At 70.2% G+C, this 14,501-nt stretch carries 16 protein-coding genes and 1 pseudogene; 10 read left to right on the forward strand and 7 right to left on the reverse strand.

Annotation, left to right across the window (positions count from 1 at the left end):
- Positions 1–34: 34 nt before the first annotated feature.
- Together KVT44_RS01375 and KVT44_RS01380 are read left to right on the forward strand one after the other, a co-directional pair.
- Entirely contained in the window at positions 35–1,003 is a 969-nt protein-coding gene (locus KVT44_RS01375; protein WP_217565763.1) for an arabinan endo-1,5-alpha-L-arabinosidase, read from the forward strand.
- A 94-nt stretch (positions 1,004–1,097) separates the two neighbouring features.
- Positions 1,098–2,603 (forward strand): alpha-N-arabinofuranosidase, encoded by a 1,506-nt coding sequence (locus KVT44_RS01380; RefSeq protein ID WP_217565764.1) that lies wholly within the window; start codon positions 1,098–1,100, stop codon positions 2,601–2,603.
- On the opposite strand, the gene KVT44_RS01385 is transcribed toward KVT44_RS01380, so the two are convergent.
- Positions 2,600–5,602 carry a beta-galactosidase gene (locus KVT44_RS01385; protein WP_217565765.1) on the reverse strand — a complete coding sequence of 1,001 codons (3,003 nt, stop codon included), beginning with the start codon at positions 5,600–5,602 and terminating at the stop codon, positions 2,600–2,602. The genes KVT44_RS01380 and KVT44_RS01385 overlap by 4 nt on opposite strands.
- A 286-nt stretch (positions 5,603–5,888) precedes the next feature.
- Between KVT44_RS01385 and KVT44_RS01390 the strand changes: the two genes are divergently transcribed.
- Positions 5,889–6,797: a sulfite exporter TauE/SafE family protein gene (locus KVT44_RS01390; protein WP_190168717.1), complete on the forward strand. Its 909-nt coding sequence runs from the start codon at positions 5,889–5,891 to the stop codon at positions 6,795–6,797.
- 21 nt (positions 6,798–6,818) lie between these two features.
- Here KVT44_RS01390 and KVT44_RS60505 read toward each other — a convergent pair whose 3' ends face one another.
- A complete protein-coding gene (locus KVT44_RS60505) occupies positions 6,819–7,226 on the reverse strand; it encodes a DUF4232 domain-containing protein (RefSeq protein ID WP_308313886.1) in 408 nt (135 codons plus the stop codon).
- A gap of 7 nt (positions 7,227–7,233) precedes the next feature.
- Here KVT44_RS60505 and KVT44_RS60510 point away from each other — a divergent pair, with 7 nt between their 5' ends.
- Entirely contained in the window at positions 7,234–7,431 is a 198-nt protein-coding gene (locus KVT44_RS60510) for a hypothetical protein (protein ID WP_308313887.1), read from the forward strand.
- Between the two features lie 248 nt (positions 7,432–7,679).
- Here the strand turns inward: KVT44_RS60510 and KVT44_RS01400 are convergent, their stop codons facing one another.
- A complete protein-coding gene (locus tag KVT44_RS01400) occupies positions 7,680–8,747 on the reverse strand; it encodes an alpha-hydroxy acid oxidase (RefSeq protein ID WP_217565766.1) in 1,068 nt (355 codons plus the stop codon).
- A gap of 109 nt (positions 8,748–8,856) precedes the next feature.
- Between KVT44_RS01400 and KVT44_RS01405 the strand changes: the two genes are divergently transcribed.
- Complete coding sequence (locus KVT44_RS01405) at positions 8,857–9,369, forward strand: DinB family protein (RefSeq protein ID WP_217565767.1); 513 nt, start codon at positions 8,857–8,859, stop codon at positions 9,367–9,369.
- Positions 9,370–9,373: 4 nt separating this feature from the next.
- Positions 9,374–9,766 carry a VOC family protein gene (locus KVT44_RS01410; RefSeq protein ID WP_217565768.1) on the forward strand — a complete coding sequence of 131 codons (393 nt, stop codon included), beginning with the start codon at positions 9,374–9,376 and terminating at the stop codon, positions 9,764–9,766.
- Positions 9,767–9,779: 13 nt separating this feature from the next.
- Here the strand turns inward: KVT44_RS01410 and KVT44_RS01415 are convergent, their stop codons facing one another.
- Positions 9,780–10,211 carry a nuclear transport factor 2 family protein gene (locus KVT44_RS01415; RefSeq protein ID WP_254648796.1) on the reverse strand — a complete coding sequence of 144 codons (432 nt, stop codon included), beginning with the start codon at positions 10,209–10,211 and terminating at the stop codon, positions 9,780–9,782.
- A gap of 158 nt (positions 10,212–10,369) precedes the next feature.
- On the opposite strand from KVT44_RS01415, the gene KVT44_RS01420 reads away from it, so the two are divergent.
- The 4 genes and pseudogenes from KVT44_RS01420 to KVT44_RS01435 all read left to right on the forward strand — a co-directional run bounded on the left by KVT44_RS01420 (position 10,370) and on the right by KVT44_RS01435 (position 12,499).
- Positions 10,370–10,948, forward strand: coding sequence for a hypothetical protein (locus KVT44_RS01420; RefSeq protein WP_217565769.1), 579 nt, complete (start codon positions 10,370–10,372; stop codon positions 10,946–10,948).
- Between the two features lie 23 nt (positions 10,949–10,971).
- Positions 10,972–11,364, forward strand: a pseudogene (locus KVT44_RS01425) (carotenoid oxygenase family protein); the annotation flags it as partial.
- Between the two features lie 31 nt (positions 11,365–11,395).
- Positions 11,396–11,485, forward strand: a complete 90-nt coding sequence (locus KVT44_RS60990; protein ID WP_368857583.1) for a hypothetical protein — start codon at positions 11,396–11,398, stop codon at positions 11,483–11,485.
- Between the two features lie 75 nt (positions 11,486–11,560).
- A complete protein-coding gene (locus KVT44_RS01435) occupies positions 11,561–12,499 on the forward strand; it encodes an RNA polymerase sigma factor (protein WP_217565771.1) in 939 nt (312 codons plus the stop codon).
- A gap of 31 nt (positions 12,500–12,530) precedes the next feature.
- Here KVT44_RS01435 and KVT44_RS01440 read toward each other — a convergent pair whose 3' ends face one another.
- From KVT44_RS01440 to KVT44_RS01450, 3 genes are all read right to left on the reverse strand, one after another.
- Positions 12,531–13,271, reverse strand: coding sequence for a DUF2637 domain-containing protein (locus tag KVT44_RS01440; protein WP_217565772.1), 741 nt, complete (start codon positions 13,269–13,271; stop codon positions 12,531–12,533).
- A gap of 27 nt (positions 13,272–13,298) precedes the next feature.
- On the reverse strand, positions 13,299–13,511 hold the full coding sequence (locus KVT44_RS01445; RefSeq protein WP_143601534.1) for a hypothetical protein: 213 nt from the start codon (positions 13,509–13,511) through the stop codon (positions 13,299–13,301).
- A gap of 113 nt (positions 13,512–13,624) precedes the next feature.
- Positions 13,625–14,401 (reverse strand): intradiol ring-cleavage dioxygenase, encoded by a 777-nt coding sequence (locus KVT44_RS01450; protein ID WP_099925697.1) that lies wholly within the window; start codon positions 14,399–14,401, stop codon positions 13,625–13,627.
- Positions 14,402–14,501 lie beyond the last annotated feature (100 nt).

Raw genomic sequence — 14,501 nt, forward strand, 5'->3', positions numbered from 1 at the left:
ATGACAGGCACAACAGCCATGAGGAGAGTGTGAGTTGAAGCGCTTCAGACTCGCCGCACTGCTCGCCGCGGCCACCATCGCCCTGCTCCCGCCCACCGCGTCGGCCGACGTCACCTACCCGGACCCCCTCCCGCTCACCGGCCAGCAGATCATCCACGACCCCACGGTCACCCACCTCAGGAACGGCCGCTACGTCGCCTACTCCACCGGCGGCGTCATCGGCGCCCGCCTCTCCACCGACCTCCACCACTGGGACGACGCGGGCAACGCCTTCATCACGCCTCCGGCCTGGTGGTACGACTACAACTCCACCGCCGACCCCTGGGCCCCCGACCTCTCCTACCGAGACGGCCGCTACTGGCTCTACTACGCGGTCTCCTCCTGGGGCACCAACCACTCGGCGATCGGCGTGGCCACGTCGAAGACGGGCATGCCCGGCACCTGGACCGACCAGGGTCCGGCCTTCACCTCCCGGACCACCGACGCCTGGAACGCCATCGACCCAGCGGTGATCCGGGCCGACGGCAAGCTGTGGATGGCGTTCGGCTCGTACTGGACGGGCATCCGCATGGTCGAACTGGACCCGAGCACCGGCAAGGCGCTGCCCGAAGCCACGGTCCACCACCTGGCCACCCGCCCGGACGCCCCGTACGCGGTAGAGGGCCCGTACATCGTCAAACACGGCCGCTACTACTACCTCTTCGCCTCCTACGACGCCTGCTGCGCGGGCGTGAACTCCACCTACAAGATCCGGGTGGGCAGATCGACGACGGTGACCGGCCCCTACGCGGACAGCACGGGCAAGCCGCTGCTGGAGGGCGGCGGCGACCTGTTCCTGGCCGGACACGGCAGGTACATCGGCACCGGTGGTGAGTCGGTCTTCCACGACCGAGGCCAGGACTGGCTTGCGTACCACTACTACGACGCCGATGACTCGGGCACGCCCAAGCTGGGGCTGAACAGGCTGAACTGGAAAGAGAACGGCTGGCCAGTCGCCGGTTAGGGGCGCGGGGAACTGCGCGACCAGCCCAGAACAACCCGCACTCGCCCGCAAAACACAAGCCACCCCCCACCAATGGCGCACTCGAAAGGAAAACATGCGTACCGCCCGCTTCGCCCTAGACCCCGCCTTCACCATCGGCGAGGTCAACCCCCGCCTCTTCGGCTCCTTCGTCGAACACCTCGGCCGCTGCGTCTACACCGGCATCTACGAACCCGACCACCCCTCCGCCGACGCCGAAGGCCTCCGCACCGACGTACTGGAACTGGTCCGCGAACTGGGCGTCACCACCATCCGCTACCCCGGCGGCAACTTCGTCTCCGCCTACAACTGGGAGGACGGCGTGGGCCCCGCGGAGGAACGGCCCCGCCGCCTCGACCTCGCCTGGCGCTCCACCGAGACCAACCGCTTCGGCCTGTCCGAGTACATCGCCTTCCTGAGGAAGATCGGCCCCCAGGCCGAGCCGATGATGGCGATCAACCTCGGCACGCGCGGGGTCGCCGAGGCCCTGGAGCTCCAGGAGTACGCCAACCACCCCGGCGGGACGGCCCGTTCGGACCTGCGGGTGGCGCACGGCGACAAGGAGCCGTTCGGCATCGGCCTGTGGTGTCTGGGCAACGAGATGGACGGGCCCTGGCAGACCGGCCACAAGACGGCGGAGGAGTACGGCCGTCTCGCCGCCGAGACCGCCCGCGCGATGCGCCAGATCGAGCCGGACCTCGAACTCGTCGCGTGCGGATCGTCGGGGCAGAACATGGAGACGTTCGCCGCGTGGGAGGCGACCGTGCTGGCGGAGACGTACGGCCTCGTCGACTACATCTCCCTGCACGCCTACTACGAGGAGACCGACGGCGACCGCGACTCCTTCCTCGCCTCCGCCGTCGACACCGAGTCCTTCATCGAGAACGTGGTGGCGACCTGCGACCACGTGGGCGCCCGGCTGAAGTCCAAGAAGAAGATCAACCTCTCCTTCGACGAGTGGAACGTCTGGTACCAGAGCCGGCCGAACCCGCATCCGGTCGAGGACTGGCAGGAGGCCCCACGCATCCTGGAGGACGTCTACAGCGTCACGGACGCGGTCGTCTTCGGCTCCCTGCTGATCGCGCTGCTGCGGCACGCGGACCGGGTGACCGTCGCCTGTCTCGCCCAGCTCGTCAACGTCATCGCGCCGATCATGACGGAGCCGGGCGGCGCGGCCTGGCGGCAGACGACGTTCTTCCCGTTCGCGCAGGCGGCGAAGTACGGGCGCGGGGAGGTCCTCGACGTCCGCGCGGTGTCGCCGACGTACGAGACGAAGAAGTACGGGGAGGTCGACCTGCTGCACGCCACCGCCGTGCGCGCCGAGGACGGCTCGGTCACCGTCTTCGCGGTCAACCGCAGCCAGACCGAGCCGCTGCCGCTCGAAGTCGCCCTGAACCGGCTGGGGTTGACGACGGTCGTCGAGCACAGCGCGATCGCCGACGCGGACCCCGACGCCCGCAACACCCTTCAGGACCAGGAACGGGTCACCCCGCACCCCGTCGAGGGCACCACCCTCCAGGACGACGGCACCCTGACCGCCGTCCTGGAGCCGCTGTCCTGGAACGTGATCCGGCTCGGCTAACGGGCGGGCGCGCGGCCGGGGGAGTCCACCGGTGTCACCGGTACCCCTCCGGCCGCGCTGCCCATCAGCGTCAGCTTCACCTCGCCGGGACCGGCCGGGGTGGTGCCGTCGGACAGTACGGCGAGGGCCAGGGTGTTGGCGCCCCGGGTGCGCAGGACGCCGTTGGGCAGGACGAAGGTGTGCTGGGGGCCGACGTCGTTGATGTACTGCCCCATGTTCCAGCCGTTCAGGAAGATCTGGACGCGGTAGGCGCGGGCCGGGTCGTCGGTGAGGGTGAGCCCGATCGAGGCGTCCACGCCCGGGTCGATGGCGAGCCGGAACCCGGTGCGGTACCAGGCGACTCCCTGTCCACGCGCCGCCCGCGGGAAGTCCACGACCTTCCAGCCGCTGTCGGCGAACTCCGGCAGATGCCAGCCCTGCCGCTCCCCGTACAGCCCGCCGTGGTTGAGCGGTCCCCGTACCGGGTCGGGTGCCGCCTCGCCCTGGATCCGCCAGGTGACGGCCGGGCTCGCCCCCGCGAACGTCACCGCCGTGAGGCCCCGTGCGGCCTTGTGCGTGTCCTTCGCCGCGCCGTCCATGTCGTGCTGCATCCGGCGTACGAGGACGGAGAGGACGTGCGGTCCACTCGTGTACCGCACGGGGAAGGTGGCCGTGGCGGACCACGTTCCCTTCCGCACCGTCGACTTGTCCGGCACCGGCATCCGGTGCGTGCCGAGCGGTTTCCCGTCCAGCCACGCCATCAGCAGCCCCTGTGTGCCCGTGACGTACGAGAGGGACACCGACTCGGCGGCGCGCACGGCCCCCGCGGCCCCCGCTTCCTCGAAGCGCCCCCGGTACCAGACGTCTCCGTAGTGGAAGCCGTAGTCGTCGGCGAAGAGGACGGGCTGCCCGGCCGGTACGGGTGTGGTGCTGTACGAGGAGGTCCTGCCGGCGATCTTCCAGGCGGAGTCGTCGAACTCGGCGTCCGACTCGGGGTTCTCGGCGTGGAAGCGCCAGTTGCCCAGCGCGGGCAGGTGGACGGCCGTGACCCCCGGCAGCCGCTGCTCGGCCCGCAGACTCCCGGAGGTGGTCGCCCAGGCCTTCAACGTGCCCTGGTTCCACACCACTTCACTCATCCCGCGCGGCCCCCACACCTCCAGGTCGGCCGCCTCGACGGTGTCCCCGGTGAGATGGACGGTCGTGTCGCGCAGGGCGGCGGTGCGCAGGAGCGCCGGGCCGTACGCGAGCACGGGCCCCGACGGGGTGTCGTGGCGCCACAGTCGTACGGACGTCTCGTCGTCGGCGAGCAGCAGGAGGAAGGGGGCGTCCGTGCCGCCGCCCTCCACCAACACCCGGGTCAGACCGCCGAGTTCGGCGTCGACGCGCAGCGCGCCGGACGTGTACACGTGGTCGGCCTTCCCCTCCAGCACGGTGACCGCGGGCTCGCTCGCGCACTCGACGGCCGTCCGCGTCGCCTCCCCCTTGCGCCCCGTGAACACGGCGATGTCCTGCCGTCCGGCGGTGAGCCACAGCATCGGCTGGGCGCTGGAGTACCTCAACGTCCGCCGCCCGAGCGGGAGACCGGTGGCGAGCAGCCGGGCGTCGAGGCCGGGGACCGGCACCTGTAGCGGAACGTTCACTCCGGCGAGGGGGACGGCGGCGAGGACGTCGTCGGCCCGGTCGTTGCGCAGGATGTGGAAGTGCGCCTCGGTGTCCGGGTTGACCAGGTGGTACGCCGTGATCCCGGCGTCCGCCCCCGACCCGCCGTCTTTTGCGCCGACCTGGATGTCGGCCGCCCGGTCCAGCTTGGCGAGGTCGGGCACGGAGTGCAGGAGCTGCCCGAGCTGGTGCATGGGGACCAGCTTGGGGGTGGGTCTGCGGGCCTCGTCGAGGGCGGCGCCGTAGTCGTACGAGGTGTAGACGACGGGCGCCGGCAGCCAGCCCCAGGAGGTCCCCCCGAACGTCATGTAGACGTTGTGGACCTTGATGCCGTTGGCGAGGTTGGTGAGGTAGAAACGCCGCTCGTACGCCGCGTCACGCGTCCGCGCCGACTCCGCGTAGCCCTTCCCGTCGAACTCCACCCCGCCCCACGGGTCGAACCAGCCGCCCCCGAACTCGGCCAGCAGCCCCGGGGTCTCGGGACTCGCCGTCGAGCCGCCCTTCGTACCGCCGATGCCGTAGTAGCCCCAGTCGGGCGGCGGCGCGAGGGGTGAGGGGTAGCCGTCGAAGCCGTACAGATAGCGGCCGCTCTCGCCGCCCGTGTCGAACGTTCCCGGCGCCCAGTACCCGTTGCGCCCCTTGTCGTTGTGGAAGAGCGGCACGTCGATGCCGTCGGCGCGGACCTTGGCGTAGAGGTGGGCCATGTAGTCGAGCCCGCGGGGGCTGGTGACGTGGTTCGCGTACTCGTTCTCCAGCTGGTAGAGGACGATCGTGCCGCCGCCGTGGGTGTAGAGGTGCCGGACCGCGATCCGGTTCACGGCGGTCAGCCACTCGTCGACGTACGACAGATAGGTCGGGTCGGAGGTGCGGGCGGTGCCCCGGGTGGCGGTCAGCCAGCCGGGGAAGCCGCCCGCGTCGACCTCGGCGTTGATGTACGGGCCGGGCCGCAGGATCACGTACAGGCCGGTCTCGGCGGCCGTGCGCAGGAACAGGTCGAGGTCGCGGACGCCGGTGAAGTCGTACTGTCCGGGCGCGGGGGAGTGGTAGTTCCAGGAGACGTAGACGCTGATGGTGTTGTAGCCGTGGGCGCGCAGCTTCTCCAGGACGTCCCGCCAGAGGGAGGGGCTCGGCAGCCGGAAGGGGTGGACCTCGCCGGACCACAGGACGACGCGCCTGCCGTCGACCAGCATCGAGTACTTGTCGAAGCCCACGGTGTGGCGGGTGCCGTCGGCGCCGGGCGGCTGCGGTGCCGGGCCGGTGGGGGCGGTCGCGCGGGCGAAGGCGCCGTCGCTCCCGCTGAGTGTGAGGCCGAGCGCGGTGGTGCCGGCGAGTGCGCTGAAGGTACGTCTGCTCAACACCATGCGGGGCCTTTCGAGGACAGCGATGGGGGTCCCCCTGTTCGAGCGAAGCCGAGAACTTGGGGAGGGTGCGGCCATTGTCCACAGCGGTGCGTCTCCTCCTGGCCGTATGAGGGGCTCGGCGCGGGCGGATTACGCGGTACGGCCGGTACGGGCGGTACGGGGGCCGCGTCGGCGGAGATCGCGTTCCTCATCCCGCCCTCAGGCTCTCCTCAGTTTCGACGCCTACCGTCACCTCCCGTCATGGCCACCGAACCGGTGGGAAAGCAGGGACGACGGAACGGACCCCATGCGCACGCTGATACTGCTCGCCCTCGCGGGCCTGGGCGCCCAGCTGGTCGACGGCAGCCTGGGCATGGCCTACGGCGTCACCTCGACCACGCTGCTGCTCGCCATGGGCACCAACCCGGCCGCCGCGTCGGCCACGGTCCACCTCTCCGAGATCGGCACCACGCTGATGTCCGGCGCCTCCCACTGGCGCTTCGGGAACGTGGACTGGAAGGTGGTCGCGAAGATCGGCGTGCCGGGCGCGGTCGGGTCCTTCCTCGGCGCGACGGCCTTGTCGAACCTCTCGACGGAGGTCGCGGAGCCGGTCATGTCCCTGATCCTGCTCGCCCTCGGCCTGTATGTGATGTCCCGCTTCACCTTCCGCGGCATGCCCAAGGGCCAACTGGGCAAGCCCCTGCGCAAGCGGTTCCTGGCCCCGCTGGGCCTGGTCGCCGGGTTCCTCGACGCGACCGGCGGGGGCGGCTGGGGCCCGGTCGGCACACCCGCTCTGCTGGCCAGCGGCCGGATGGAGCCGCGCAAGGTGATCGGCTCCATCGACACGAGCGAGTTCCTGGTGGCGATCGCCGCCAGTCTCGGCTTCCTCTTCTCCCTGGGCTCCCAGGGGCTGAACTGGACCTGGGTCCTCGCCTTCCTCCTCGGCGGCCTGGTCGCCGCGCCCGTCGCCGCCTGGCTGGTCCGCCTGGTCCCGCCGCGCGTGCTGGGCTCCGCGGTCGGCGGCGTCATCATCGTCACCAACGTCCGTACGCTCCTGAAGAGCGACTGGGTCGACGCGTCGGGGACCGTCGGCGCCCTCGTCTACGCCCTCCTGTACGCGCTGTGGGCCGGGGCCCTGACGTACTCGATCCGCGCGTACCGGAGGGAGAGGACGGAGGAGGCCGTGGCGGAGGACCGGCAGCCGGTGGCGGTCTGAGGAACAGGCGGGGCGGGTGGGTCAGGAGGGCTTGGCCGCCGAGAGGGCGGTGACCGTCACCTTGTCGTCGCACTCGGCGATGACACCGTCCGTCAGCGCGATCTGGTGCGCCCCGGCACCCGGGACACCCACCACCAGGGTCGGGTAGCTCGCGGGCGTGGCTCCGGACTTGCAGTAGCCGTCGGCCTCACCCTGGACCTGCACGAAGGTCAGCTTCGTCCACGCCTTCCCGCCCGCCGCGACCTTCACCGTGGACGCGCCCCCGGTCGTGGTCACCTTGAGCGGACGGTTCTTCTCGGGGGAACCGTTGCCCGCCCCCGCCACGGTCGGATACCCCTGGACGGTGCACGCCTTGCCGGACACGTTGGTGAACTCGACGATCGCCGCGCCGGTCCCGGTGCCGTCCGGCCGCACCGCGGCCTGGTACATGGACGCCTTGAGATCCGACAGACCGCAGGCCTTCGCACCGGTGGACGGCGTCGCGGTGTGCGTCGGGGAGCCGGACGTGGCGGATGCGGCGGGGGTGGAGGGTGTGGAGGGGGAAGCGGAGCTGGAGGTGGAGGTGGACGCCGCCGGCTTGACCGGAGCGCCCGACGGCGAAGAGCCGGCCCCCGCCGGACTCCCGCCCGGCTGACACGCTGTCATGAGCAGGGTGGCCGCCGACGCGGTCACCATGGCCGTCGCGACTCTGCGGATACCGATGCCGTACATGAAGTCCCCCGAAGTGGTTCAGGCGCCGGTCTCTCACCGACACTCGTCGCTTCAGAGCGCGTCATCGGCTTCCGGGGTTCACCTGCCGGGCTGTCTGTGACATGACGGTGACACAGCAGGCCGCACTGTGCATTTCGGGACAGCTCGATCGCCGACGGCCCGCACGTTCGATCAATCGAGCGGCGGTCGGGGAGCCGCCCACAGGAGGTCGCGGGTCAGTTCGAGCACGCTCGGTGTGCCGGTCAGGCTCATCGCCTCGACGAGTTCGTCGGTGAGGTCGTCGATCAGGCGGGTCACACCGGCGGCGCCGCGGACGGTCAGCGCCCACAGGACGGGCCGGCCGATGAACACGGCACGGGCACCGAGGGCGAGGGCGGCGAGGATGTGGGTGCCGCGGCGCAGCCCGCCGTCGGCGTAGACCTCGGCACCGGTGCCCGCCACCGCGTCGACGACCTCCGGCAGGGCCCAGGCGGTGGGCACCAGCCCGTCCAGTTGCCGTCCGCCGTGGTTCGAGACGATGAGGCCGGACGCCCCCGCGGCCACCAGTTCCCGGGCGTCGTCGCCGCGCAGCACGCCCTTGACGACGATGGGGAGGCCGCGGGCCCGTTCACGTAGCCAGCCGATGACGTCGAGGGTCAGATCGGGTGCGCGCTCGGCCGCCTCGGGGGAGGGAATCCCGGTGACGTTGCCGTACAGGTCCTCCGGTCCGATGAAGTCGTCGACCTGTGTGCCACGTTTGCCCCGCGACCCATTGACCGGCGGCGTGTCGGCGGTCAGTACGACCGCCCGCGCCCCGGCGGCGAGGGCCCGCTCCAGCGTCTCGATGGTCAGTACGGGGTCCCGGGCCACGTACACCTGCACCCACCACGGCGCCCCGCTCGGCACCAGGTCCGCGAACGGCACCGCGGTGTTCGAGGTCACCGCCAGCAGTGATCCCGCCGCCGCGACGCCCCGCGCGGTGGCGGCCTCCCCGTCCGGGTGGGCCTTGCGCTGCAGGGTGCTGGGCGCGACGAGTACGGGGGTACGAACGGGCGTGCCGAGTACGGTCGTAGAGGCGTCGCACGTCGAGACGTCCCGCAACAGCCGTGCCCGGAAACGGAACTGGTCCCAGGCCGAGGTCGCCTCCGCGACGCTCATGCCGCGACCGGCGCCGCGCCGGAAGTACGCGTAGACGTCCTCCGGCAGCACCTCGGCGGCCCGCTCCTGAAGACCGTCCATCCAGCGACCGATGTCTGTCACCTGACATCCCTTCGTCGTACGGTACGACGAAGCAAGGGTGCCCCAGGCACCCGCCTCGGCGGTCTAATTCGCTCGACACCGAGGGGCGGGACGGTGATGCTGCACCCCTATGACGCGAACCGATACGCCCACCGCCTGGGACGAACGCACCCAGCTGACCACCTTCCTCGACTACGCCCGTGCCACCGCCCGCGCCAAGTGCGAGGGGGTCTCGCCGGAGGGGGCGCGGCAGGCCCCGCTCCCCGGATCCCCGCTGATGACGCTGTGCGGGCTGATCAGCCACCTGCGCTGGGTCGAGCACTACTGGTTCCATGTGATGTTCCTCGGTGAGGAGGACGACGGGCCGATCGCGGCCGCGACGGAGGAGGATCCCGATCCGGAGATGCGGATCGCCGTCGACGTGCCGTTGCCCCGACTCCTCGACGAGTACGAGGAGCAGAGCGCCCGGTACCGTCTTCTGGTCGCCGAGCACGACCTGGACACCAGGGCCAAGCGTCCGTTCCGCGACGGCCGGTACATGGACCTCCGCTGGATCGTGCTCCATCTGATCGAGGAGACCGCTCGGCACAACGGCCACCTGGACATCGTCCGGGAACTGGTCGACGGCGAGAAGGGAGCCTGAAGCCATGGGCGAGTCGGCGGGGCTGAACCCGACCATCCGCACCCTCACCTTCGACTGCACCGGTGATCCGTACGATCTCGGCCTGTTCTGGAGCGAGTTGCTCGGCCGCCCGCTGGACGAGGACGACAAGCCGGGCGACCCGGAGGCGGTGTTGCGCGACCCGTCCGGCGGCCCGATGCTGCTTTTCGTGCGCGTCCCCGAGGGCAAGTCGGCCAAGAACCGCATCCACTTCGACCTTCAGCCGCAGGGCCGCACCCGCGCCCAGGAGGTCGCCCGCGCCCTCTCCCTCGGCGCCCGCCAGATCGCCGACCACACCCGCCCGGACGGCGGGGGCTGGGTCACCCTCGCCGACCCCGAGGGCAACGAATTCTGCGTGGAGCGCGGGAAGTTGGGCTGAGCGCGCGATAGTGCTACGCGCCCGTCACCCCGTTCAACGGCACCCGCCGCGCCTCCACCGCCCGCCGCGCGATGCGCCACCCCCCGTCATGCCGCACCACGACGTCCTCGTACGACACCGATCCGCACCGGCCGTCCGCCATCACCCCCAGTCCTTTGGACCGCACCCGCGCGCGGCCGTCTCCGAGGTCGTCGGTGATGACGACGTTGGTGACGTGATGGGCGACGGCGTTCCCGGCGCCGAGGGCGAGTGCCGCGTCCCGGATCGCCTCGATCCCGACCAACTCGCCCTGTCCGAAGGCGGACACGTCGTAGACGACGTCCTCGGTGAACAGTTCCGTCAGTTCGTCGAGGCGTCCGTCGTCGAAGAGATGGCCGTGCAGGGAGACCAACTCGGCGATGGCCAGGCGGTCTTCGGTGGCGAGTGTCATGGCGGGGCCTTCCATGTGCGTACGGTCGCGTGCGGCATTGGGATGTGACGGGCGTCACACTCCCGGGTTCGAACTTTCGCGCTTGCCGTGCATCCAGTCGGTGTCGGGTCACCGGGTGGCTTCGGAACAGCACATCTCCGCAGCCGTCCATTCCATTTCACCGAGGAACTTTCATGGGTTATCTGCGCGGATTCATCCCCTGGATCGTCGCCGGCGTCGTCTCGTCCTTCGACTGGCGCTGGGGCGCGATCGCGGGCCTTGTGTCGGGGCTGCTGCTCCTGCTGCAGGACCGCTTTCGCGGGGTCGGCCTCGACGCGCTGATCCTGGAGATCAGCACCGTCGCCTACTTCGTCGTGGTCGGCGCCGTGGCCGTCGCCGACCCGGGCTCGGCGCTGGCGGACCACACGGACGTCGTCTCGTTCGGCTGGCTGGCCGCCACCGCCTGGGGGACCCTGGCGATCCGGCGCCCCTTCACGCTGGGCATCGCCAAGCGCCAGACACCCCCCGAGTACTGGGACATGCCGGAGTTCGTCCGGGTCAACAACCACATCACCAGTGCCTGGGGCGCCGGCTTCACCTTCATCGGCATCAGCCTGGCCGTCTGCGGCGCGGTGGACGCCCCGGCCTGGGTGGGCATCGCCGCCCATGTCGCCGGTCTCGTCGGCCCCGCCGTCTTCACGAAGGTCTATCCCGCCCGGGCCCAGGCGCGCCTGCTGGCCGCGCAGGCGCCGGTCACGGCCGTACCCCGATAGACCGTCCCCTCCGTACGAGCGCGGACTTCACCGTCGACCTGGCCGCGACGCCCGCCAACACGCACGTGATCCGGCACGCCGACACCGTGCTGGCCCTGTGCGAGGTCGGTCTTCCCTACTGGGTCACCCCCGAGCTGGAGACCGTGGGACCGTACGACTTCGGCGGGCGGCTGACCACCGCGATGACGGCCCATCCCAAGGAGGACCCGGTCACGGGTGAACTGCACCTGTTCGGGGCCGGGTTCGCCCCGCCGTACCTCACCTATCACCGGGTCACCGCGGACGGACTGCTGCTCGACAGCCGGCCGGTCGAGGTGCCGGGCCCGACGATGATGCACGACTTCGCCATCACCGAGCACCACATCGTGTGGATGGACCTGCCGGTCGTCTTCGACCCCGCCCTGGCTGGCTCCGGCGGCGGCAATGCTCGTCCTCGACGCCGCGGAGATGACCGTCCAGGCAGTGGTGGAACTGCCCCACCCCGTCCCGGCGGGATTCCACGGAAGCTGGCTGCCGGAGCCCGTCCGGCGGTCCTGAACGGCTAGGGCTCCAACGACCCCAAGTGCCAGGTCTATCCTGCGCGCATCGCCATCGCGACGGAGGCGTTCGGACATGATGCCCCTCACCTCACCCACGGACGAGGAACTCACCCGCCGGGCGCAAGCCGGCGAGACCGGAGCCCTCGGGCTGCTGCTGGCTCGCCACCAGGCGCCGATGCGCGCGGTGGCGATGAGCCTGCTCGGCTACGGCCCCGACGCGGAGGACGTGGTGCAGGACGCCGCACTGACCGCGCTGCGCCGCATCGGGGACGTACGGGATCCCGCGGCCGTGGGAGCCTGGCTGCGGGCGGTCGTGCGCAACGCCGCCCGCATGCGGCTGCGTGTCACCCGCGAGACGCCAGGACTGGACGGCCTCGACCACCTGCCCCCGTGTGATCACGAGCCGTCGCACCCGGAGCGGGTCGTCGAGCAGCACGCGATGCGGGACTGGATCTGGGACGCGGTGGAGGAACTGCCCGAGCAGCTGCGGCTGGTGCTGATGCTGCGGCACTTCAGCGGCATCACCTCGTACCAGGAGATCGCCGCCGCCTGTGAGATACCGGTCGGCACCGTGCGCAGCCGACTCAACCAGGCCAGGGCGAAGCTGGCCCAGGTGCTGTTGTCGACCGCCGCACAGGCGCACGACGACGCTTCCGCTCTCACCGAGGAGAGCAGGCAGGAGGCCCTGGAAACCCTGCACGGTGCCGCGCGTGGCAATCTGCCCCGGGAGATAGCCGAGCTGTGGCCGGCCGAGACCGAACTGGTCGGTGCGCTCAGCCGAACAGGAGAACGCACCCACCCCTTCCCGGCCATGCGGCAGAACCGGGAATCCGGGGTGCGCCAGCACCTGCGCCATGTGGTGGCCGGCCGGGACATCACCATCTGGGAGATGGACGTCATCAACCCCGTCGGCGCCGTCAGCCCCTGCCCGCCGACCCTCGCCTGGCTCATGTTCCGGCGGGACAGAAGAGTTCAACGACTACGGGTGGTCTTCCCCGAACCTCCGCGGTGAGCGTTGTTCCGGCGGGGACGGCCGGTGACGATCAAGGTCTTGGCTGCTTGGGCCGCCTCAGGGTCTGGCAGGCGTGCCGAGGTCCGTGGTGGGGCGAGATCTGGCCGACGAGTTCCCGGAAGCAGATCAGGGCGGTGATGGGTGGGATTCCGACGACGACCATCGCCAGCAGGGAGCGCGGGGACTGGCCGACGCAGAGGGCGACCGCCGTGGCGGAGGCGATCAGCATCACGGACCAGGACCGTCTGGCGCTCCGGTGCTGAACGGATGCCCGAAGAATGGACAGACCCGCCACGAGCCACGGTCCGTACACCATCAGCGGCCACCATCGCGCCAACTTTGCCGAAACGACCAGTAGTGAAATGCCACGCAGTTGGTTGTATGAATAAGAGACGGACCATCCCAGCATCATCACTGCGGATACAATGATCATTACGACCAGGAAAACAACCGTGATGATCCTGTGTTTAGCGGCAATGGCGTGAAATCCCGCCCGGGGCCTGCGCCGGTTGACCGGGCGGCGCGGCAGGGCGTGGCTGTGCGGCGGGGCCGGAGCGGCGGGCGTCACGCTCGACGTCGTGTACAGCATCTGCGCCAGCTCTTCGTCCGGATCCCACGCGTCCGGCTCGATCGCGGGCTCGGGGACGCGCCAGAAGTGTTGCGTCCCGAGCGGATCGGCGCCGGTGAACGGGGGGTTCAGTGGATCGTAGGCGGTGGCTCGCGGATCGAGCTGAATGTCGCGGAGGGTGGGATCGTCCTGAGTCCAGTCCATCTGTCTGCGGCTCCTTTGCGCCCTGGCTCAGCGGGATCCATCTGCGGTGTGTCCGTCCCACGTGGCCCGCAGGTATTCGCTTTCCATGCGGGTCATGGCCTTGAGGAACTCCTCGAGCAGGTCCGCGCAGTGCTCCAGGCGTGCCCTCCCGTCGGCGGTATCGAGCCAGTCGTTTGCGTGCATATCTTTTGTCGTCACGGCTGAATAACGAGCACCATAGGGCGTAAGGCATTCGGTCATTCAGGGGAATGTACGTCCATAGATCCACAGATCAATTGAGATGATCGTGGTGTTATCGAGGCGAGGGCCCCGCCGGCTTCCGGCGGGGCCCGTTGTGAGGATCGGGGCGGACGTCAGCTCGTTTCGACGCCGACCGTCAGCGTGCCCGTGTAGCCCGACGCGGCCGTGCTGCCCAGGGCCGTCAGGGTGAGGAGGCCGGACGCGGCGCCTCCGTCGTCGTAGATCGAGTCCTGGGCGAGGGTGGTGCGGGTGACCGTGTTCGTGGAGTACGGGGAGATCCTGGCCACCGCCGTGGTGATCGTTTCGTCGAAGAAGAGCTGGCCGGTGTGGAGTTCCCGGCCGCCGGTGAAGCTGCCGTCCGAGGTGAGCGTGACTCCCGTGTGCACCTTGAGGTGGATGTGGATGCAGCGGCCCCGGTACCAGCCGGGGTAGATCGTGGTGAGGTTGGCGACGCCGCCGGTGTTGGTGAGGACGCCGCCGCGCAGGAACGAACCGTCGTCCGGTTCGCTGTGGCCGTTGTTGCCGACGAAGCCGGAGTACTCGCCCAGCGCGTCGCAGTGCCAGATCTCCACGAGGGCGCCGGAGAGCGGGGCGCAGGTGTCGTCGTCGACGACGGTGAGCGCGAGCTTGAGCGGGACGCCCGGCTTGCTCTCGGTGATGTCGGCGCGGACCAGGGCACCGTCCAGGTAGTAGGGGCCTTCGGTCATCTCCTTGGTGAGGGTGCAGACGGCCGCCGCGGCGACGGGGGCCGATTCCACCGTCTTGGCCGTGTCGGTTGTGGGGGCTTCCGGTGCGGCGGCGCCCACGGCCAGGGTGGCGGCCGTGGCGCCGGTGGCGATCAGCACCGTACGGCGCCCGATCGGGTGGGCTGCTCCTGAAGTGTCTGTCATGAACACGGCAGATTAGGAACGGATGCTGTTGGTCAGCTGTCAGTACGGCAAAGTGATGAGCCGTCAAGTTCGTTGTAAGACACGTGAACCGGGTCTGGGT

It is taken from the genome of Streptomyces sp. GbtcB7 (assembly GCF_019091445.1).
Lineage (GTDB): Bacteria > Actinomycetota > Actinomycetes > Streptomycetales > Streptomycetaceae > Streptomyces > Streptomyces mirabilis.

Excerpts from the sequence above, each read along its gene's own strand:
- KVT44_RS60505 (WP_308313886.1), bottom strand. The coding sequence starts at position 7,226 with ATGTACCAGGCCGCGGTGCGGCCGGACGGCACCGGGACCGGCGCGGCG.
- KVT44_RS01405 (WP_217565767.1), top strand. The coding sequence starts at position 8,857 with ATGACGCGAACCGATACGCCCACCGCCTGGGACGAACGCACCCAGCTG.
- KVT44_RS01450 (WP_099925697.1), bottom strand. The coding sequence starts at position 14,401 with ATGACAGACACTTCAGGAGCAGCCCACCCGATCGGGCGCCGTACGGTG.
- KVT44_RS01420 (WP_217565769.1), top strand. The coding sequence starts at position 10,370 with ATGGGTTATCTGCGCGGATTCATCCCCTGGATCGTCGCCGGCGTCGTC.
- KVT44_RS01380 (WP_217565764.1), top strand. The coding sequence starts at position 1,098 with ATGCGTACCGCCCGCTTCGCCCTAGACCCCGCCTTCACCATCGGCGAG.
- KVT44_RS01410 (WP_217565768.1), top strand. The coding sequence starts at position 9,374 with ATGGGCGAGTCGGCGGGGCTGAACCCGACCATCCGCACCCTCACCTTC.
- KVT44_RS01390 (WP_190168717.1), top strand. The coding sequence starts at position 5,889 with ATGCGCACGCTGATACTGCTCGCCCTCGCGGGCCTGGGCGCCCAGCTG.
- KVT44_RS01415 (WP_254648796.1), bottom strand. The coding sequence starts at position 10,211 with ATGGAAGGCCCCGCCATGACACTCGCCACCGAAGACCGCCTGGCCATC.
- KVT44_RS01385 (WP_217565765.1), bottom strand. The coding sequence starts at position 5,602 with ATGGTGTTGAGCAGACGTACCTTCAGCGCACTCGCCGGCACCACCGCG.
- KVT44_RS01435 (WP_217565771.1), top strand. The coding sequence starts at position 11,561 with ATGATGCCCCTCACCTCACCCACGGACGAGGAACTCACCCGCCGGGCG.
- KVT44_RS01445 (WP_143601534.1), bottom strand. The coding sequence starts at position 13,511 with ATGACCGAATGCCTTACGCCCTATGGTGCTCGTTATTCAGCCGTGACG.
- KVT44_RS01440 (WP_217565772.1), bottom strand. The coding sequence starts at position 13,271 with ATGGACTGGACTCAGGACGATCCCACCCTCCGCGACATTCAGCTCGAT.
- KVT44_RS60990 (WP_368857583.1), top strand. The coding sequence starts at position 11,396 with ATGACCGTCCAGGCAGTGGTGGAACTGCCCCACCCCGTCCCGGCGGGA.